Here is a 19,531-nt window from a genome sequence, read left to right as displayed (position 1 = left end):
CTAAAATATATTAATGAAAACCACGCTGAAAAATAATCTACGTTTAGGCTTAGGCTTGTCGCTAATTATTCTTTTTATTAGTTCGCTCGCTTCTTTTGTCAGCATTCGTAACCTGATCAGAAGCACTGAACTGGTAAAACATAGCGATCAGGTTATCCTGAATCTCGAATCTGTAATATCTACATTGAAAGATGCTGAAACCGGGCAAAGAGGTTATCTGCTCACCGGGAATAAATTATTTCTGGAACCTTATACGGGCGCCAGAGATGTAGCGATGAAAGCCATAGACTCTATTGCTTTGGCTACAAGTGATAATCCGGCACAGCAGAAAACCATTCATGAACTGAAAGATATACTGGTGAGGCGCCTGAGCATTATTTCCTCCACTATTGAAATTAAATCACTAGGGGGTAAAATAGACCCCACCGTGCTTCTTCAGGGTAAAACCTATATGGATCAGGCACGTTCTGCCGTAAACAAAATGGTAAACGAGGAAAAAAGGTTACTGAATGAGCGTACTGAAGAATTAAATAAACTAACCTCCTACACACCCGTTCTCATCATGGTGGCCGCCATCCTGGCCATATTGATCACATTATTCTTTTACAGAAAAGTTTCGGTTGATTTTGATGAACGCGTTAAGCTTCAGCAGGAGATTGAAGACAAGAAAAGTGAAATGGAAAAACGCATTATTGCCATTAAGGAAATTGCGCATCAAATTTCAAGTGGCAACTACGGCGTTTTACTCGATACAAAATCACGTGATGATATCGGCGAGCTTTCAGGTTCTTTAAATGCGATGTCTTTATCGTTAAAGAAATCTTTTGATACGCTGGCAGAAAATGAATGGCTGCAAACCGGAGTTGCCAACCTGAATGTAAGAATGGTTGGTGAGAAAGATGTTTTTCACCTGGCAGATGACATTATCGAATTTTTAGTAACCTATACTAAAAGCCAGATAGGAGCAGTTTATTTGTTTAAAGATGATGGATACCTGCATTTAAAAGGTAAATATGCTTTAGAAGGACAAAATCTTTTGCCGGTTATTGAATTGGGACAAGGATTAATTGGTCAGGCTGTAAAATCTGGTAAAAACATTATTATTGATGACGTTCCTGATAATGAACTGACCATTACATATGCAACCGGAAACATCAAACCCGCACAACTGATTGTATTGCCAATTATCAGAAACGGAATATCTATAGGTGGCCTTGAAATTGGTGCGGTTAAACCGCTTTCAGATCTTCAGCTGCACTTTTTAAACCTCATCCTGTCTGACGTTGGATCCGCACTTTTAGGTGCACAGAACAGGCAAAAACTACAGCAATTCCTGGAAGAAACACAAGCCCAGTCTGAAGAACTTCAGGTGCAACATAACGAGCTGGAAGGGATGAATGCCGAACTTGAAGCGCAGGCGCAAAAACTACAGGCCTCAGAAGAGGAGTTACGCGTACAGCAGGAAGAATTATTGCAAAGCAATCAGGAACTTGAAGAAAGAAGCAGTTTGTTAGAAGAGAAAAACGAACTGATTGAGATCAGAAATGCTGAAATCCAGCAAAAGGCAGAGGCACTTGAATTGAGTACAAGGTATAAATCAGAATTCCTGGCCAACATGTCGCACGAGTTGCGTACGCCCTTAAATTCCATTTTGTTATTGTCAAGGTTAATGGCAGAAAATGAAGAGATGGATAAGGAACACCAGGAATATGCAGAAGTAATCCAGAGTTCCGGCCAGGGCTTGCTGAGTTTGATCGATGAAATTCTGGATCTTTCTAAAATTGAAGCGGGTAAAATGGAACTCGACCAATCCAATGTTAAAGTGAGCGATATTGCGGCTAACATGCGTGCATTGTTTAATCCTTTAGCGAAAGAAAAATCACTGGAGCTGGTGATTGATCAAGCGGAAGATGTTCCTGAATATTTTCATACGGATAAAATGCGCCTGGAGCAGATTATCAAAAATTTACTCTCAAACGCCATTAAATTTACATCTAACGGTGCTGTCAAATTTAACATCACGAAGAATGAAAAATTAAATGCCCTCATTTTTGAAGTAGCCGATACTGGCGTAGGCATTCCAGCCGATAAGCAGGCCATGGTTTTTGAAGCTTTCCAACAAGCTGATGGATCTACGCGCCGCAAATTTGGCGGAACAGGTTTAGGCTTGTCTATCAGTAGAGAACTGGCCAAGCTTTTAGGTGGTTTCATTGATTTAAAAAGTAAGGAAAATGAGGGCAGTGTTTTTACCCTAACCCTACCTATTGACAAAAACAAGGGTATGGAAGGTGCAGTTCCATTAATGAATGTGCCCAGTGTACCTTCAATAGATGTGCCTGTTGCAAAGGTAAATTATTTAACCGTGAATGCTATTCCGCAGGAAATAGAAGATGATCGCAACAGCATTGAACCTGGTGATAAAGTAATTTTAATTGTAGAAGATGATACGCCTTTTGCAAAAATGCTGCTGGATTTTACCCGAAAACGAAATTACAAAGGGTTGGTTGCCGTTCGTGGCGATGTGGGCATCGAGATGGCTAAGGCCTATAAACCAATAGCCATATTGCTGGATATCCAGCTGCCTGTAAAAGATGGCTGGCAGGTGATGGAAGAATTAAAATCTGACCCTGATACGCGCCCGATTCCTGTTCATATCATGTCATCCCTACAGGTAAAAAAAGAAAGTTTACTTAAAGGTGCGGTAGATTTTATCAATAAGCCTTTTGCGTTTGAGCACATGCAGGAAATCTTCTCTAAACTGGAGCATGCCTTAAGCCGTCACCCTAAAAAAGTGTTAATTGTTGAAGAGAATAAGCAGCATGCCAAAGCATTGAGTTATTTCTTAAGCAATTTCAATATCCAAACCGAGATTGTTAACGAAGTAGGTGACAGCGTTTCAGCCTTGCACAAGCCGGAGGTAAACTGTGTTATCCTGGATATGGGTATTCCGGATAAACATGCTTATGAAACACTTGAAGTAGTAAAGAAAACACCAGGACTGGAAAACCTTCCTATTATCATCTTTACTGGAAAAAATTTATCCAAAGGTGAAGAAAACCGGATTAAACAATATGCAGATTCAATCGTGGTGAAAACCGCTCATTCTTACCAGCGAATACTGGATGAAGCCGGCTTATTCCTTCATTTGATAGAAGAAAAAAATAAGGAAAAAACGAAACTGCCTCAAAAATTTTCTGAATTACAGGATGTATTAAAAGGGAAAACAGTTCTCGTGGCCGATGATGATGTTAGAAATATTTTCTCTCTGACAAAAATTTTAGAGCAGCATCAAATGAAAGTTTTGGCAGCCATAGATGGTAAGGAGGCACTGAAATTATTGGATGAAAATTCTGATATTGATGTGGTTTTAATGGATATGATGATGCCTGAACTGGATGGTTATGAAACCACTACGGCCATCAGGCAGAACCTGAAATATAGAAATTTGCCTATTTTAGCCGTTACCGCAAAAGCCATGATGGGCGACCGGGAAAAATGTATTGCTGCCGGCGCTTCAGATTATATCAGCAAACCAGTGGATATGGATCAGTTGGTATCACTTTTACGCGTATGGTTATACGAAAATCATTATAAATCTTAAGTACGTTTTTACCTCATATGCCTCAAAAAATAATTCTGATTATTGATGATGACAACCGAAACATTTTTGCTTTAAAAGCTGTTTTAAAGGCCAAAGGTTACGAATGTTTGTCGGCAATCAGTGCGCGTGATGGTTTTTCCATCATAGAAGAAAGAGAAAATATTTCCGTTGTGTTAATGGATATGATGATGCCGGATATGGATGGCTATCAGGCCATGGCGGCAATGAAAAAATCACCAAAAATGCAGAATATTCCGGTGTTGGCTGTTACGGCGCAAGCCATGGTTGGAGATAAGGAACGCTGCCTCAGTGCCGGTGCCGCGGGTTATGTTTCAAAGCCCATTAATGTTGACGAATTGGTTGTACAGATAGAAGAAGTTACAAAATAAGGTGATAATTGACGCGATAGATAATGAACAGGTAGAATTGCTGCTGAATGACGTGCTGGAAGCTCACGGTTATGATTTCTTGGAGTATTCTCATGCATCAATCAAAAGGAGGATTACCCGGTTATATTCGCTGGATAGCTTTGTCAGCTTTGCAGAATTCAGGTATGCTGTTAAAACAGATAAACAGTATTTTAAAAGATTTTTAGAGGAAATTACGGTGAATGTTACCGAAATGTTTCGTGATCCTACTTTCTATAAATCGCTTAGAAATGATGTATTACCGGTGTTAGGTACTTATCCCTTTATCCGGATTTGGGTAGCTGGCTGTTCAACCGGAGAAGAAGCTTATTCTTTAGCGATTTTATTAAGAGAACTTAATCTGCTTAATAAATCGCTGATTTATGCCACTGATATTAATCCATCGGTTTTAGAGAAGGCAAAAAATGGAATGTTTCCTTTAAATTACCTGAAGGGTTACTCTGAAAACTATGTTCAATCTGGTGGAATAAAAGATTTTTCATCTTACTACGCTGCAAATTATTCACTTGTTAAATTTGATGAGTCTTTAAGCAGCAAAATGATTTTTTCTACACATAATCTGGTTTCTGACCACTCGTTTAACGAGTTTCAGCTCATTTTATGCAGAAATGTATTAATCTATTTTGATAAAGATTTACAACACAAGGTTTTTCATTTGTTTGATAACAGTCTTGAAAAATTAGGTTTTCTGGCCTTAGGTAGTAAGGAAAGTCTTGATTTTTGGTCAAATGCAAAAGACTATAAGCGCATAAAAAACGAAAAAATATGGCGGAAACTTTAACTCAAGGCAAATGTAGCGCTTTGGTTATCGGAGGCTCTGCTGGGAGTTTGGATGTGTTGCTGGAAATTTTCCCTAGCCTAAGTGTGAACATTAACTTTCCGATTATTTTAGTTACCCATCGTAAGGCTGGTAATGATTCACTCCTCACAGAATTATTAAAAAACCGAACGAGCTTAACGGTAAGAGAAGCCGAAGAAAAGGAAAAATTATTACCTGGCTGTGTTTATATCGCACCCGCTGATTATCATTTGCTGATCGAGCAAGATCATACCATCTCATTGGATTATTCAGAAAAAGTAAACTATTCCCGTCCGTCAATCGATGTGACGTTTCAGTCTGCAGCAGAGGTTTTTAAAAATCAATTGACCTGTATCTTATTGTCAGGATCCAATGCAGACGGGGTTGAAGGACTAAAAGTAGTAAACAAGTATGGAGGCTTGGTGCTGATACAAAATCCTGAAACAGCGAGTATGGGCTATATGCCGCAGCAGGCTGTAAATGAAGTAAATCCACACTTAATTTTAGATAGCTTTAAAATGGCAGGCTATATAAATGGATTAATTCATAAATAGTAGTTAAATTTGCATCACGAAAAAGATTTATGGCTGATACAAAAAAAGTATTTGTTTTTGATGATAATAGGGATATACTAGATCTTTGTACATTCATTTTGGAGGATGCAGGATATGAAATCAAAACATCTGAAAGTGCTAATGACATAGAGAAACAAGTATCGGCTTTTATGCCAGATCTTATTTTTATGGATAACTGGTTACCAGATTTAGGTGGTATACAGGCAACAAGGGCAATTAAAAGCAATCCTGATTTAAAACATATTCCTGTAATTTATTTCTCTGCCAATAATGATATTTCTTCACTTGCGGATGAGGCCGGAGCAGATAGCTACTTGTCAAAACCCTTTGATATTGCAGCCCTGGAAGATATTGTTAAAAAGCATTTAAGCTAATTATTCCTTTCCCCAAATTCTGGTATTTAAATCAAGTTCTTTCACAATATCATACATAAAACGAATGGTGTTGATGTCTGTATTAAGCGAAGCAGGATTGATCAAGGATTCAAAAATGGGGGCTTCAAAGCAATTTCTATCCAAAGGGAAAGCGATATACATTCTTGATGCTATAAAGGATAAGGAAATCGTTGCTTCTGAATTGGCATTCAGGTACAATATTCGCTCCATTAAAGAAGGAGTTAAAATGTATCGGGATTCGACCTGATTACTTCCATAAGTAATAAAGGCACGACTAAAATCAGGATTTTCCAATTGTATCACATCCCGATCGCTAAAAGAAAAAACATTTTTGGAAAACCAGGAGCTGATTGTATTGCCAAGGTCTTTAGGCCTCACGATAGTTATGCTGCTTAAGTGTTTATTAAAGTCGGCTACGAATATAATACCCTTAAAAATATTACTCCAGCTGGTTTCGGTTCCTTTATCAGTTTGCCTTTCTGTTTTATACTCTGCATGAACTTCTGCAAAGTAAAAACTTGTTTTCTCTGCTTTTCCGCTAACCAGATCTTCTGTTTTATACCGGTCAACGGATTTATTAAAAAGCTGCGAATAGCTAAATTCGTCAGATGAAATGCCTTCTTTTGGGTTTATGGTTAAACTTGGATCTAAAAATTTTAGTGCTTCACCAATGATATTTTGCTTATAAGCTTGCTGGTAAGCCTTCAGGGCATCATTAATCTGATATAAAATAATGCAGCCATATAGCACCGGAATCAGGCCTGCAAGCACGGCCCAGAAAAGCAATCCAAATAAAAGGCCAATAATGGCAACCCCAACCCCTATTCCAATAAAAGTAAAGCCTTTGGTTTGCTCGGCGGCAACCTTCTTTCGCTCAACTTCCATCTTGGCAATGGTGTTTTGCAAAGCCACATTATCATTTAAATAATTTTGCATTAACGATTAAAAAGGTCTTTGGCGCTGATGTTTTTTCGCTCCTCTTCAGTAGTGGTCAATACGGTAACCGGATAGAAGTTAAACAAGCCCGCAAATAAATTTCCAGGAAACATCATAATTGAATTGTTATAATCAGTAACAGCAGCATTATATGTCCTTCTGGCTGCGGCAATCTGTTCTTCACTTTCTGTCCATGTACTTTGAAGGTTAATAAAATTTGTATTCGCTTTTAAATCAGGATAATTTTCTACATTAACCATTAAGCCTTTCATGCTGCTGCTTAATTCAGCATCAATGGAGGCTTTTTCAGCACTGGAAATACTGTCAGAAGTGGCCTTTGATCTTAATTCAACAATCTTGCTTAAAGTATCCTGTTCGTAGGAAGTATATTGTTTTACTACTTCAACCAGATTTGGGATCAAATCAAAACGTTTTTTCAGCATCACATCAATTGCAGAAAAAGCATTAGTTACCTGGTTTTTCTTTCCAATGATGTTGTTGTAAAAGAAAAACCCAAAAAGTAAGAGCACCAAGAGAATAATTACAAGGATCATGATTATCGTTTTTAGATTAGATTTTAAATATAATAAAAGGTTACAGAATTTTAAGCTATCTACGCTCATTCAGCTTGCGCTGCTTTTCTCTTTGCATCCTGCGTTTTAGCCGGTTTCTTTTTCTGATTTCGTGGTTTGCCCGCATTTCCCTAAAATTTGCAATGTGTTGCTTAATCTCATTTTGCTTTTCTTCTGTAATCCCAATACTGTTTTTAATGCCTGTATATAAACTTCGCCAGATCAGGCTAAAAAACGATGAACTATCCGGTTTCTTATAACTTACATCAGATGAAATAAACTGATTATGCCGGTTTGGATTTTCTGAATTGATGATAAGCGCATTGGCCAGAATAGAAATCAGCCCACGGGTTACCAAATGGTCTTTAGCGGGATCATTGCGCATCAGTGCAACAGATAAATCATAATAATAAAAATCTACCTTTCCCTTCGCGCCCGTATTGTCTGCTTTAAAATCAAACTGCAACTTATCTACAATGCCTCTGTTTATTCTCACCAGGCCTAAAGGTTTTGTAATCTGATTCAATATTCGGGCATTAAAATTATGCAATATGCCCTTGTATTCGAAATATCCTTTAGGAGACTTCAGATCAAATTTAAAGTTCAAATCCAAACTTGCCTGTCCTAATAGATAGGTGTTCAGGCTAACCTCCATTTTGGGGTTGATCGCCTTAATTTTAGGTAAGTTGGTTACATTTTTAAATATACCAGAGGTGTGTTCAAAAGAAATTCTGCCGCGTTGCTTACTTTCATCATTATAAATGGTATAACTGATATTAACGTCTTTAAGTTTAATTTTCTGGATTAACACAGGAGGAGCCAGTTTCTGCAGGAGCTGATGTGGAAACCGGCCTTTTTTAATTTCGCCTTCTGCTTTTTTAGTGCTGCCATTATTAAATACAGAGATAAAGCCATTAGCAATACCCATTTCCTTTGCCCGCAACTCCTGCTTACTAATATAAACAGGTAAATCAATGCCGTTCATTAATATGTCACTCATCTGGATGTGAAACCTTTCCGTGGCATGCCCTGCAACTTGAGCAAATTTCATTTCATCATAGCGTGGCTCCAGTTCAAATTTATTGATCCTTAGCTTTCCTGTAGATGCCCGGAAATCAAGCTTATTTAGCTTAATATTGTACAGTTTATTGGGCGTGGTATATTGATAATCATTCAGATTAATGATGACGTCTTTCAGTAAATAAAATCTTGTTGGGTCATCAGCAGAAGTAGAATCAACCAGTAAATCTGATAAGGTGATGTTGAGGTCGTCTATGGCAAAAACATTTAATTGATTCACATTTTTGTTGATGTATTTGAAGCTGGCATCCTGAAAGCGAATGGCATTGATGCGAAATTCTTCCAGGTTTTTAGCAATAAATGAATAGGGTGATTTAATTGGACGAGGGGGTCTGTTCTCATTAAAATCAAACTGTCTGTTCATCATCAATACCTCAGGTTTGTCAAAAATCACCTCTTCAATCTGAAGCTTTTTTTGTCGGTAAAGCGTGAACGGATGAAAGTGTTTTACCACCAGTTTTTTTAAAGTTACGGTGTAAAGATTATTAGGTGCCCTTTTTAAACGGATTAACTCTTTAAACCGGATGGTATCGGCAGTGATTTTAACATTTTGTAAGGTTGCACTTCCTGTTAATATATTGGTAGAAACATTGGAGAAGCTGATGGTATATAAGCTATCTGTTGATTTATAGAGAAGTGTTTTTATCTGCGCGGTCAGTAAGGGGCGAGATTTAACATTCAAAAACCAGGCAGTGGCAGATAAAAGGCCAAAAGCGATAATTATTGTCGCTGCAATCCATTTTATAATTTTATATCGATGTCTCTTTGTTTCTGGCATTTAACGAATGGACTGGATTCAACAGCAATATACGTTTATAAACGTATTTCTTAAATGCCAGCCTTTAATTTTTCTCTCGTTTTGCTTTTCTAGCTTCCCGTCTATCGGCCCTTTTTTGCTTCCGGATTTTTTTGGCAATCGCTTTTTGCTGTTTTACAGGATTTTTCTCGGGCACAATACCCACACCAACAATATCCTTTATGCCCACGAAAACAGTTTTCCACATCAGGTTAAAAAAGGAACCAGAATTAAGTCTGGTACTGCTCATAACCGCCTTGCGTGGTGCTTCTCCTTTATCAGGGTTAGCGTCCTTAATTAAAATATTATTGGCCAAAAGGGATAAAAAACCTTTTTGTTTTGTGCCTTCGCCATCAATATTATCAGACAGTAACTTTACCTTTAAATCGCTGTAAAGCATGTTCATTGTGCCTGAAGCGGTACGAAGATTCCCATTGGCTTTAAAATCCAGTTGTTGAATATTTCCGCTTTCTATTTCCACCAGTCCTAATGCTATTGATAAAGGATTCAGGTCTTTCATATTGAAAGACTTCAGGTTTCCACTGTAACCAAATGAGCCATTTTGATCGGTAAGGTTAAAATCTATCTTAACATTCATTTTTCCATTACCCATCAATAATGTATTAAGATTAGCCAGGGCATGGTTGTTTTTGGTCAGTCTTAAACTGTCGTTAGTTACATTTACAATGGTGCCATTAATGGATTTAAAACTGACTGAGCCCGTTTTCTTACTGGCCAGGTTATACTCGCCATACTTTACATCAACCTGGTTAAGTTTTACGGTGTCAATGATAACTGGCATATTTAGTCTTTTAAGGGCTATGTGCGGATAATTTTGTCCTTTGTCCAGCCCCGGAGGCGGGGGAGATTCACGGCTCATAAAAACCTCAACCTGAGCCGGACCAATGGTAACTGCCCTGGCGTGAATTTTTTCATCCGTATTGAAGCTGGCAAAATCCATTCCTTCAAATTCAATGTCGTTAAAATTTAGGTTATAACGGTCTTTCTGGACTTTGTACTTTCGTGAAAATGCCAGTTCATCGTATAGCGGAATAAGTTTTAAACCTTTAATGGAGACCTTTTTCGATGATGTTGAGCCTTTAATGGTATCCACCCTCATGTTATACATCTTATCTTTTGTGGTTGATTTATAACCTGCAATCTGAAAGGAGATATCTTTTGTATAGTAAAAGCGTGAAGAATCATCTTTGGAAAGGGAATCTAAGAGAAAATCTTCAACATTAATATCAAGGTGTTTAATGGCATTACGGGTTTTCTTTGGTGCACCGCTATTAATGTAGCTGAAATCTGCATCATTGATTTTGATAGCATGAACTCTTGCCGATTTAAAGGTTTTGGAAATTTGCTCATAAAGTGATTTTTCTCCTTTATTGTCTTTAACAGGCTTTGGCACTTTGTTAAAAGTTACATGAATAGAAGGTTTATCAAGTATAATGGCATTAATATCCAAACGTTTTTTAAAGTATGCCGTTAATATACTGGCCCTGGTGATCTGCAGTTTTTTGAGTTTAATATCAAAAACGTGTGCCGGAGCAAGGCTTTTCTTTTTTAAGCTATCATAAACTGATGGATTGGCCTTTAATGTTACGTCTCTTAATGCCAGGCTTCCGGTGATAACGTTAAGATTGATGCTTTTAAAATCAATGGTGTAAAGGTGATCTGAGCCATTATAAACACCCGCCCTAATTTTTTCGCTCAGCATGGGTTTCCATCTTGCGCTTAGAAACATGGCACCAAATGAAAGGACTAAAATTAAAAAGCCTAAAATACTTCCAATCCAAATCCAAAGTTTATTACTGTTTTGAGCTTTCATGATTATGGCTTATCGGTGTTAAACAATTCTATGTTGGAAAGGTTTTTTAACAGTTTGCGTTACAATTGGTAATGCTGTCTGAGTATGTATCAGTTTATATGAAAGTTATTTAAATTAATGTTACGGTAAGCTCAGAATAACAGAAACTTAGCTTATTTACATTTAATCCTTAATAATAATATGTAAATTAACATTAACTTAACATTGAGCTTGTAGATTTGTGCCATATTAAGAATTAACATGAACAATATTTTTAAGTTCTTTACCCCTCAAGATAGAAAATTCCATCCTCTTTTTGAGCAAGCTGGCAGTAACGCTTTAAAGATTGCAGAATCTCTTTTAGAGATGGTTAGCACCGCAGATGCTGAAAGCAGAAAAACTATTTTTAAAGAAATTGAACGCCTGGAGCATGTAGGTGATGATATTACGCACTCCATCTTTCTGGAATTAAGCAGAAATTTTATTACACCGTTTGATCGTGAAGATATCCACCAGCTGGCAACGGCTGTTGATGATGTTGCTGATTATATTTATGGCACTGCAAATCGTATGCAGATGTACAATATGAACACCATTAATGAACCAATTGTTAAAATTGCAGAGCTTTTGGTGGAAATGTGTACCGACATTGATAAGGCGATTAAAGAATTGCGCAGCTTTAAAAATATTCGTGTAATTGCCGATGCCTGTATCCGTATTAACAGTGGTGAAAACCAGGCCGACTACGTATTTACGCTGGCGGTTGCGCGTTTGTTTGAATATGAAACCAATGCAATTGAATTAATTAAACAAAAAGAGGTTTTACAAACGATAGAAAAAGCGACAGATAAGTGCGAAGATGTGGCGAATGTGCTTGAAACTATCCTGGTTAAAAACGCTTAATAAAAAACAAACATGGTAACTACCTTATTGGTTGTTGTTGTAATTCTGGCCATTGCTTTCGATTACATTAACGGCTTTCACGATGCCGCTAATTCGATTGCAACGGTTGTTTCTACAAAAGTTCTTACGCCTTTTCAGGCGGTTTTGTGGGCTGCACTTTTCAATTTTGCCGCTTACTTTTATTTTACCGATCATAAGGTAGCCAATACGGTTGCTAAAACGGTGATCGAAAATTATATTACGCTTGAAGTTATTCTGGCGGGCCTTGTTGCCGCAATTATCTGGAACCTTTTAACCTGGTGGTATGGTATTCCATCGAGTTCGTCGCATACACTGATTGGTGGTTTTGCTGGCGCAGGGATGACACATGCTTTACTTACCGGTGCTAGTCCGCTGGATGCGGTTAATATGAGCTATGTCGTTAAAATTGTTTCATTTATTGTATTGGCACCGATTATTGGTATGGTGATTTCGGTAGTCATTACCCTGATCATCATCAACATTTGTCGTTATGCAAAGCCTTCAACTGCAGAAAAATGGTTTAAGCGGTTACAATTACTCTCTTCAGCAGCTTTAAGTTTCTTCCACGGTGGTAACGATGCACAGAAGGTAATGGGTATTATTGCTACGGCTTTAATCGCATCAAAGGTAATTCCTGATTTTGAAGCACTACCAACCTGGGTTCCGATTGCCTGTTATTCAGCCATATCTTTAGGTACCATGAGCGGTGGCTGGAAAATTGTGAAAACAATGGGTTCTAAAATCACGAAGGTAACAGCGCTCGAGGGTGTTGCTGCTGAAACGGCAGGTGCGGTAACCTTAGGGATTACAGAACATTTTGCTATTCCGGTTTCTACCACACATACCATAACAGGTTCAATTGTGGGTGTAGGCTTGGTAAAAAGTGTATCAGCAGTACGTTGGGGGGTAACCATTAACCTGATCTGGGCCTGGGTATTAACCATTCCGGTATCAGCAACATTGGCAGCGATCATTTATGCTGGTATTTATTACTTCAAATAATTGATCATATTTTAAAAATATAGAAAGACCAAAGCTTTAGCTCTGGTCTTTTTTTATGATCAAAGTGGTCGTTTGTAACTGCAAAGATTGCTAAGTTTTTCGCAAAGAGGGGAAAGTGTATATATAGGATTAAAAATAGAGTCGGAATATCATACGAGCTAAATTTCTCCCTGCTGATTGCACAAATTTTCGCAGAGGCTTTATGAATCGGCGTTTATCTTTTTAAATTAGCGGGAACTATTCACCAAAACGAATTAATCATACGACCATCAATCTGAAATGTTAAAGGTTCGATAAGATGAAATTAAGGTTTTTCTTTGAAGGCTTTAAATTAATCATCAACGCTAATATGATTAAAACTTCACACTCATTTCAACCAGGTCAGTCCCTTGTTTTGGCAATACCCAATCCGGGCCAGTTTCGATCAGTCGTTTGGCTTCTGCATCAGCCTTTTTATTCAATGATTTTACAACCTTAATGTTGGTTGGCCTTCCGTTCTTTTTAACTTTAAAACCTAAAATAACAAACTGTGATGGTCCTTTAGGATTATAAAGCTTATTGTTATTTTCTAAATACTGTTTATAATCAATAGTAGAAACGGGGATGGGTTTAGTGATTTCTCCGATTACTTTCCCGTCCAGATTTTGTTCAGACCGCAATACGATTTTAGGAGCAGGTACATTTTCCTTTTTTCTGCCATTTGATCTGGTAATCAAGGCCATTTCATTGAGTGATTTGTTGCCGCTTAAAGCTTCTCGAATCATATTAGGGTCTTGAGTGCCCGAAACAGGCGTTTCCCTGTAACCAATGGCATTAATCACCAGGTCTTTGTTTTTGGCATTGCTGTCTGCAGGTAAAGCAAAATAACCATTGGCATTGGTCGCCGTAATTTTATCTGAACCTGCAATTTTTACTACCGCACCCTGAACAGGTAATCCATTTCTTTGATCAACCACATTGCCACTAAAAATAATTTTATCGGCAGCAACAGATGGTGCAGCGGAAGCCATTACCGTATTTTGCTGGTCAGTCATGGTTTCCATTTGGCGTGCAGTAGAAAGTGGTGCCTGTTTAACCTGACTAAACCTTTCATATTGATCGGCTGGCTTAGGTGTTGAAGCCGCTTTTTCTGCAGCCTTAACTATTGGTGCAGCTTTTGTATTTTTGGCTAAATCTCCTGTTTTCGCTTTGGCAATCGCCTGATCAATTAAAGTTGATTTAGTCTGGTCAGCAGCTTTTAATGCCGTATCCTTTGGTTTTGATGTTGCAGCAATTGAAGTGTTGGTGTCTAAATTTACGATAACACCATTTGCCCTCCGGGCGGCAGTTTCAGCATTTCTACGGTTAGTTTCCCGCATAAAGAAAAGAATGCTTACTGCAATAAAGGCAACAGTGGCTGTGGCCGCAATGCTTAACCTTTGTGTGGTAACTCCCCAGAGTTTGCGTTTAACCGGTTTTTGAGAAATGCGATCATGAAGTTGTTTTTGCAGGATAGAAAGCGTCTGTTTGCGTTTCGGTGACTGTTTCAGCCCTTCCAGTGCATCAGCCACGAAAGGATCCTCCAAAGCCTGCCTTTCTACAAAGTGCATAGCCTTAGCATCAAGCTTACCATCCAGGTAATCCTCCAGTACATCAATATCTAACCAATCGTTATTCACCACTGTTTTTTTCTATACAAATCTTCAGGTTACGCTTACCATTCTGAATATAACTTTTTACCTTCAGCATATCATAGCCGGTTATGTCGGCCACTTCTTTATAGCACTTTTCTTGTAGATAAAATAAATCTACGCTTTTCCGCTGTTCTTCAGGCAAGGTTTCCATGCACTTTTCCATAATGGTAAGCTGCGTTTCTTTTGTGTTGTCCATATCTAGATGCACCAACTCGCTGTTTTCCACAAAAGTGTCATCAATAGAAACGTTATTTTGCTTCGCAGATTTCCTGAGTGCCATTAAACAATGGTTTCGGGTTAAAACATGAAGCCAGCTTTTGAAGTTCTGCACTTCATGAACTTTCAGCTTGGTTACTAATTCTTCAAAGATTTGCATCACCGCATCTTTGCTTTGCTCTTCATCTTTAAAATAATTTAAACAAACCCCAAAAACCAAATGCATGTATTTATTGTAAAGCGTACCTAATGCATCTAAATTGCCGGTACTTTTATACTCGGCAATTAATTTGGCATCATCTTGCTGGTGATTTCCAGCTGTGTTTTTTATAAACTTCAAAAAATGGGTAGCTATATCAAATAATCTTTCAAGTATAAAAAATATTTCTGAGTGATATGGAATAAACTCATGAATTAAGGAATAGACTTTAATTTTTAAAAACCTTACCGGTATTAAATATAACATTTGTCAGTCCGTCAAAGTGTTATATTTGAAAAACAAATGCGCACTTTAGTTTATGGCAGATCTTTTGCTCCTGAAGGGATAAACACATACAATGAAAAAAATTATTTTATCGGCATCCCTGGCACTTATTTTATTGGCCAACCTGCGGGCAGATGCTCAGATTAAACTGAACGATATTTTTAAAAAGGTTACCGAAAAACAGCGCACTACTTCTTCCACCGGAACACCGAGCCAACTGGAGATTGGGCAGGGAATAAAGGAAGCCTTACAAATTGGTGTTTCAGCCGGCGCTGACCGATTATCTGCAAGAGATGGGTTTCTGGGTAATTTAGCGGTTAAAATTTTAATGCCACCTGAAGCGCAGAAGGTAGAAAAAACATTACGCAGCATTGGCTTAAACAGTCTTTGCGACAATGTTATTTTGAGTTTGAACCGTGCTGCTGAAGATGCAGCCAAAGAAGCAAAGCCAATTTTTATTGCTGCAATTAAGCAAATGACTTTAGCGGATGCCAGCAATATTTTACTTGGCAATAATGATGCTGCAACTTCTTATTTTAAACGTGTAACTACCGCGCAATTGCTTGAGAAATTTAGCCCTGTCGTTAAGAATAGTTTGAATAAGGTAAATGCAAGTAGATACTATTCAGATCTGACTACCCAATATAACCGTTTGCCATTGGTTAAGCCCGTAAGCACAGATTTAACCGGTTATGTTACACAAAAGGCAATAGATGGTTTGTTTATAGAAGTGGCAAAAGAGGAACTCAAAATCAGGGGAAATCTTAATTCACGAAGTACCACATTGCTGCAAAAGGTATTTGGTTACGCCGATAGGAAAAAAGGTTAAAAGAATCTTGCAGGTCATATGCGTTAAGTCTTGTTAAAATCATAAATAAGAGAAGATCCGTGTTTCTATAGCAACCGGATCTTTTTTGCTTTAAACAATTCGTAAAATTGTGGATGATTAAATTGAATTTATATTTAGTGGTAATCGCGGTTACCGGCCTTGGTTTATTTTTGGCCTGTAATGCCAATAACGATCGTCAACAAAAAACTTCAGCAGTTTTAGATACGGTTTCATTAAGCAGTAAAAGTTTTGCCCTTGCATATCAGGATGGAAGTAAAATTGTGGCCACCAGTATTGATACCATGAAACAGATTTCCTTTGGTGGTGCTACGCATCCAGCAATCTCCCCTGATGGAAATAAACTGGCTTATACCGTAACCGATAGCGCAGGCAATAAAAGCATCTGGATTGCGGATATGGAAAGTAAAAGTCAGTTGCAATTACAGGCTGACAGTAAGGACTATGATCATGCCATGTGGTCGCCGGACGGGAAAACTATAGCCTTTAATTTTTTAGATAAGCAACATATTTGGAAGGTGGGGATCATAAAAGCGGATAATACAGGTTTTATCTTGCTGGATAGTAAACCGGCAGATAGTCTGTTTTCACCAAGCTGGAAAAATGAAACTGAATTGGTTGCACACGATCTGAAAAATCTGTATACGTTTAATGTGACTGGAAAGCTGACAGACACAGAGAAAATAACAGACTGTTTTGGCACTGATTATCAATTTTTGAGCAGCAGCCGTTTCTTTTATACCAATGATGGGAGAAAACTGATTTTTAATGCCAGATACGGGAAGCCGGTTGAAGAATTACATCATCAGGCTGAAGCTGTTTTTATCCTAGAAGCGGATTCGAAAAAAGTAAGCCGCATTTCGCTTGAAGGCATGAACGCGCTGGATGTTTTTGTAACGGCCGATAATCGGATTTTCTTCAGCGGAGCTGAAAAACCATTTAGTCAAAGTAAGATTTATGTTTCCGATTTAAAAGGTAACATTAAAACAGTAGTTGATAAAGGTACCTATCCAACCGCGACATTAAAATAATTTTTTCAAACCCTGCTTAACCCTTGCTCTTTTTAAAGGAGCTTTATAACCTGCAATGTGTGCTATCGGGCCTGCCAAGCTGACACCTTCTATCCCCTGATCATTTATATTTTGACAGTACGGGTGTAAATTTGTCCCTCAAAACCTATTGGCATAAAAAGTGTACTTGCAGGCTTAGTAAAAACTCAAATTAATATAAAAAATAATAAAAGTTATGGCGTTAAACCTAAAACCAATTGCTGGCAGTTCGAACAGAGTAATAGTTGAACCAGCTGCGGCGGAAGAAAAAACTGCATCGGGTTTGTATATCCCTGATACTGCTAAAGAAAAACCATCTAAGGGAACCGTAGTTTCTGTTTCTGAAGAAGATGCTGAAGGTAAAAAAGCGAGTGTAAAAGTTGGAGATGTTGTAATTTATGGTAAATACGGTGGCACCGAGTTTCCTTATGAAGGCAAAGATTACCTGATCATGCGTGAAACTGATATTTACGCTGTTGTAGGATAATAAATAATGATTGAATGACTGAATTTCGAATGCGTGAATTCAGCATTAATCAGGTAACTAATTATAAGATCGGGTATTTAACTATTCTATCACACAATTATTCAAAAATTTAAAAAGAAATGTCAAAACAAGTAAAATATAACGTGGAAGCACGTGACGCCCTGAAACGTGGTGTTGATATCTTAGCGAATGCGGTAAAAGTAACTTTAGGCCCTAAAGGTCGTAATGTAATTATCGATAAAAAATTCGGTTCTCCGGCAATTACCAAAGATGGTGTTACCGTTGCTAAAGAGATCGAATTGAAAGATGCGGTTGAAAACATGGGTGCACAAATGGTTAAAGAAGTGGCTTCTAAAACAGCAGATATTGCTGGTGACGGAACGACTACTGCAACTGTGTTGGCTCAGGCCATCATTACAACTGGTATTAAAAATGTTGCTGCCGGTGCAAATCCGATGGATTTAAAACGCGGTATTGATAAAGCTGTTGCTGCTGTTGTAGCTAACTTAAAAGAGCAATCTCAAACGGTTGGTGAAGACAATAATAAAATCAAACAAGTTGCATCCATTTCTGCAAACAATGATGAGGTAATCGGTGCTTTAATTGCTGAAGCCATGAGCAAAGTGGGTAAAGATGGTGTAATCACTGTTGAGGAAGCAAAAGGTACTGAAACTGAAGTAAAAACGGTAGAAGGTATGCAGTTTGACAGAGGTTATTTATCTCCATACTTTGTAACCAACGCAGATAAAATGGAAGCTGAATTAGATAGCCCATACATTTTAATCTACGATAAAAAAATCAGCAACATGAAAGAATTGTTGCCGGTATTGGAAAAAACTGTTCAGACTGGTAAACCATTGGTGATCATTTCTGAAGATTTAGACGGCGAAGCTTTAGCTACATTAGTAGTGAACAAAATCCGTGGTTCTCTGAAAGTGGTTGCAGTGAAAGCGCCAGGTTTTGGAGACAGAAGAAAAGCCATGTTAGAAGATATCGCAATTTTAACTGGCGGTATCGTAGTGTCAGAAGAAAGAGGTTATAAATTAGAAAATGCTGATTTAACTTATTTAGGTTCTGCGGAGAAAGTGGTAGTTGATAAAGACAATACCACTGTTATTAATGGTGCCGGAAATTCAGAAGATATTAAATCTCGTGTAAGTCAGATTAAAGCACAGATTGAAACCACTACTTCTGATTATGATAAAGAAAAATTACAAGAGCGTTTAGCTAAATTGGCTGGCGGTGTTGCCGTTCTTTATGTAGGTGCAGCAAGTGAAGTGGAAATGAAAGAGAAAAAAGACCGTGTTGATGATGCTTTACATGCTACACGTGCAGCAGTAGAAGAAGGTATTGTTGCTGGTGGTGGTGTAGCATTTATCCGTGCGGTAGCTGCTCTTGCCGATTTAAAAGGTGCTAACGAAGATGAGAATACAGGTATCCAAATCATCCGTCGTGCGATTGAAGAGCCTTTACGTCAGATTTGTGAAAATGCCGGTATTGAAGGTTCTATCGTAGTTCAGAAAGTGAAAGAAGGTACTGCAGATTACGGTTATAACGCCCGTACTGATGTTTACGAAAATTTAATTGGTGCCGGTGTAATCGATCCAACTAAAGTAAGTCGTGTAGCCTTAGAAAATGCAGCATCTATTGCAGCCATGTTATTGACTACAGAAGTTGTTTTAGCAGACGAGCCTGAAGAAGGTGGTGCACCAATGCCTCCTATGGGTGGCGGCGGTATGGGTGGTATGATGTAATATCACTTGTGGCGAAATCATTTCGTATAAAAAAATTCCCGGAGGCTATAAGTTTCCGGGTTTTTTTTTGCCCATGGAATCTTAAAGAAAGTTGCCCAAC

General features: G+C 38.1%; 17 protein-coding genes. 11 read left to right on the top strand and 6 right to left on the bottom strand.

Annotated elements, in window-relative coordinates; translation table 11 throughout:
- Positions 1-13 precede the first annotated feature (13 nt).
- The 5 genes from OQX64_RS14725 to OQX64_RS14705 are packed head-to-tail and all read left to right on the top strand — an operon-like array spanning position 14 to position 5,777.
- Positions 14-3,601, top strand: coding sequence for a response regulator (locus OQX64_RS14725; RefSeq protein ID WP_265819323.1), 3,588 nt, complete (start codon positions 14-16; stop codon positions 3,599-3,601).
- 17 nt (positions 3,602-3,618) lie between these two features.
- Positions 3,619-3,990: a response regulator gene (locus OQX64_RS14720; RefSeq protein ID WP_088299880.1), complete on the top strand. Its 372-nt coding sequence runs from the start codon at positions 3,619-3,621 to the stop codon at positions 3,988-3,990.
- Position 3,991: 1 nt separating this feature from the next.
- Positions 3,992-4,810: a CheR family methyltransferase gene (locus tag OQX64_RS14715; RefSeq protein ID WP_088299879.1), complete on the top strand. Its 819-nt coding sequence runs from the start codon at positions 3,992-3,994 to the stop codon at positions 4,808-4,810.
- Positions 4,795-5,382, top strand: a complete 588-nt coding sequence (locus tag OQX64_RS14710; RefSeq protein ID WP_088299878.1) for a chemotaxis protein CheB — start codon at positions 4,795-4,797, stop codon at positions 5,380-5,382. The genes OQX64_RS14715 and OQX64_RS14710 overlap by 16 nt, the downstream gene beginning before the upstream one ends.
- 29 nt (positions 5,383-5,411) lie before the next feature.
- On the top strand, positions 5,412-5,777 hold the full coding sequence (locus OQX64_RS14705; protein ID WP_088299877.1) for a response regulator: 366 nt from the start codon (positions 5,412-5,414) through the stop codon (positions 5,775-5,777).
- Here OQX64_RS14705 and OQX64_RS14700 read toward each other — a convergent pair whose 3' ends face one another.
- From OQX64_RS14700 to OQX64_RS14685, 4 genes are all read right to left on the bottom strand, one after another.
- Positions 5,778-6,734: a DUF3137 domain-containing protein gene (locus OQX64_RS14700; RefSeq protein WP_265819322.1), complete on the bottom strand. Its 957-nt coding sequence runs from the start codon at positions 6,732-6,734 to the stop codon at positions 5,778-5,780.
- Entirely contained in the window at positions 6,734-7,288 is a 555-nt protein-coding gene (locus OQX64_RS14695) for a LemA family protein (protein ID WP_265819321.1), read from the bottom strand. Before OQX64_RS14695 ends, OQX64_RS14700 begins: the two co-directional genes overlap by 1 nt.
- 55 nt (positions 7,289-7,343) lie before the next feature.
- Positions 7,344-9,164: a hypothetical protein gene (locus OQX64_RS14690; protein WP_265819320.1), complete on the bottom strand. Its 1,821-nt coding sequence runs from the start codon at positions 9,162-9,164 to the stop codon at positions 7,344-7,346.
- 64 nt (positions 9,165-9,228) lie between these two features.
- A complete protein-coding gene (locus OQX64_RS14685) occupies positions 9,229-11,016 on the bottom strand; it encodes a hypothetical protein (protein ID WP_265819319.1) in 1,788 nt (595 codons plus the stop codon).
- Between the two features lie 240 nt (positions 11,017-11,256).
- On the opposite strand from OQX64_RS14685, the gene OQX64_RS14680 reads away from it, so the two are divergent.
- The gene (locus tag OQX64_RS14680; protein WP_029281757.1) at positions 11,257-11,898 is read left to right on the top strand and encodes a DUF47 domain-containing protein; all 642 of its coding nucleotides are present in this window, start codon (positions 11,257-11,259) and stop codon (positions 11,896-11,898) included.
- A 12-nt stretch (positions 11,899-11,910) separates the two neighbouring features.
- Positions 11,911-12,921, top strand: a complete 1,011-nt coding sequence (locus tag OQX64_RS14675; protein ID WP_029281759.1) for an inorganic phosphate transporter — start codon at positions 11,911-11,913, stop codon at positions 12,919-12,921.
- A 353-nt stretch (positions 12,922-13,274) separates the two neighbouring features.
- Here the strand turns inward: OQX64_RS14675 and OQX64_RS14670 are convergent, their stop codons facing one another.
- Both OQX64_RS14670 and OQX64_RS14665 read right to left on the bottom strand, forming a co-directional pair.
- Positions 13,275-14,579, bottom strand: coding sequence for a carboxypeptidase-like regulatory domain-containing protein (locus OQX64_RS14670; RefSeq protein WP_265819318.1), 1,305 nt, complete (start codon positions 14,577-14,579; stop codon positions 13,275-13,277).
- Positions 14,572-15,150, bottom strand: a complete 579-nt coding sequence (locus OQX64_RS14665) for an RNA polymerase sigma factor (protein ID WP_265819317.1) — start codon at positions 15,148-15,150, stop codon at positions 14,572-14,574. The genes OQX64_RS14670 and OQX64_RS14665 overlap by 8 nt, the downstream gene beginning before the upstream one ends.
- Positions 15,151-15,367: 217 nt before the next feature.
- On the opposite strand from OQX64_RS14665, the gene OQX64_RS14660 reads away from it, so the two are divergent.
- From OQX64_RS14660 to groL, 4 genes are all read left to right on the top strand, one after another.
- On the top strand, positions 15,368-16,123 hold the full coding sequence (locus tag OQX64_RS14660) for a DUF4197 domain-containing protein (protein ID WP_265819316.1): 756 nt from the start codon (positions 15,368-15,370) through the stop codon (positions 16,121-16,123).
- A gap of 122 nt (positions 16,124-16,245) precedes the next feature.
- On the top strand, positions 16,246-17,172 hold the full coding sequence (locus OQX64_RS14655; RefSeq protein WP_265819315.1) for a hypothetical protein: 927 nt from the start codon (positions 16,246-16,248) through the stop codon (positions 17,170-17,172).
- A 214-nt stretch (positions 17,173-17,386) separates the two neighbouring features.
- On the top strand, positions 17,387-17,677 hold the full coding sequence (locus OQX64_RS14650; RefSeq protein WP_010599229.1) for a co-chaperone GroES: 291 nt from the start codon (positions 17,387-17,389) through the stop codon (positions 17,675-17,677).
- 119 nt (positions 17,678-17,796) lie between these two features.
- On the top strand, positions 17,797-19,431 hold the full coding sequence (gene groL, locus OQX64_RS14645) for a chaperonin GroEL (RefSeq protein ID WP_265819314.1): 1,635 nt from the start codon (positions 17,797-17,799) through the stop codon (positions 19,429-19,431).
- Positions 19,432-19,531: the final 100 nt, after the last annotated feature.

Origin of the sequence: Pedobacter sp. GR22-10, from assembly GCF_026239715.1 — a bacterium.
Classification (GTDB): Bacteria; Bacteroidota; Bacteroidia; order Sphingobacteriales; family Sphingobacteriaceae; genus Pedobacter.
This window is presented reverse-complemented; position numbering and strand designations above follow the sequence as displayed.

Excerpts from the sequence above, each read along its gene's own strand:
- OQX64_RS14710 (WP_088299878.1), top strand. The coding sequence starts at position 4,795 with ATGGCGGAAACTTTAACTCAAGGCAAATGTAGCGCTTTGGTTATCGGA.
- OQX64_RS14705 (WP_088299877.1), top strand. The coding sequence starts at position 5,412 with ATGGCTGATACAAAAAAAGTATTTGTTTTTGATGATAATAGGGATATA.
- OQX64_RS14680 (WP_029281757.1), top strand. The coding sequence starts at position 11,257 with ATGAACAATATTTTTAAGTTCTTTACCCCTCAAGATAGAAAATTCCAT.
- OQX64_RS14675 (WP_029281759.1), top strand. The coding sequence starts at position 11,911 with ATGGTAACTACCTTATTGGTTGTTGTTGTAATTCTGGCCATTGCTTTC.
- groL (WP_265819314.1), top strand. The coding sequence starts at position 17,797 with ATGTCAAAACAAGTAAAATATAACGTGGAAGCACGTGACGCCCTGAAA.
- OQX64_RS14650 (WP_010599229.1), top strand. The coding sequence starts at position 17,387 with ATGGCGTTAAACCTAAAACCAATTGCTGGCAGTTCGAACAGAGTAATA.
- OQX64_RS14700 (WP_265819322.1), bottom strand. The coding sequence starts at position 6,734 with ATGCAAAATTATTTAAATGATAATGTGGCTTTGCAAAACACCATTGCC.
- OQX64_RS14725 (WP_265819323.1), top strand. The coding sequence starts at position 14 with ATGAAAACCACGCTGAAAAATAATCTACGTTTAGGCTTAGGCTTGTCG.
- OQX64_RS14660 (WP_265819316.1), top strand. The coding sequence starts at position 15,368 with ATGAAAAAAATTATTTTATCGGCATCCCTGGCACTTATTTTATTGGCC.
- OQX64_RS14690 (WP_265819320.1), bottom strand. The coding sequence starts at position 9,164 with ATGCCAGAAACAAAGAGACATCGATATAAAATTATAAAATGGATTGCA.
- OQX64_RS14720 (WP_088299880.1), top strand. The coding sequence starts at position 3,619 with ATGCCTCAAAAAATAATTCTGATTATTGATGATGACAACCGAAACATT.
- OQX64_RS14695 (WP_265819321.1), bottom strand. The coding sequence starts at position 7,288 with ATGATCCTTGTAATTATTCTCTTGGTGCTCTTACTTTTTGGGTTTTTC.
- OQX64_RS14685 (WP_265819319.1), bottom strand. The coding sequence starts at position 11,016 with ATGAAAGCTCAAAACAGTAATAAACTTTGGATTTGGATTGGAAGTATT.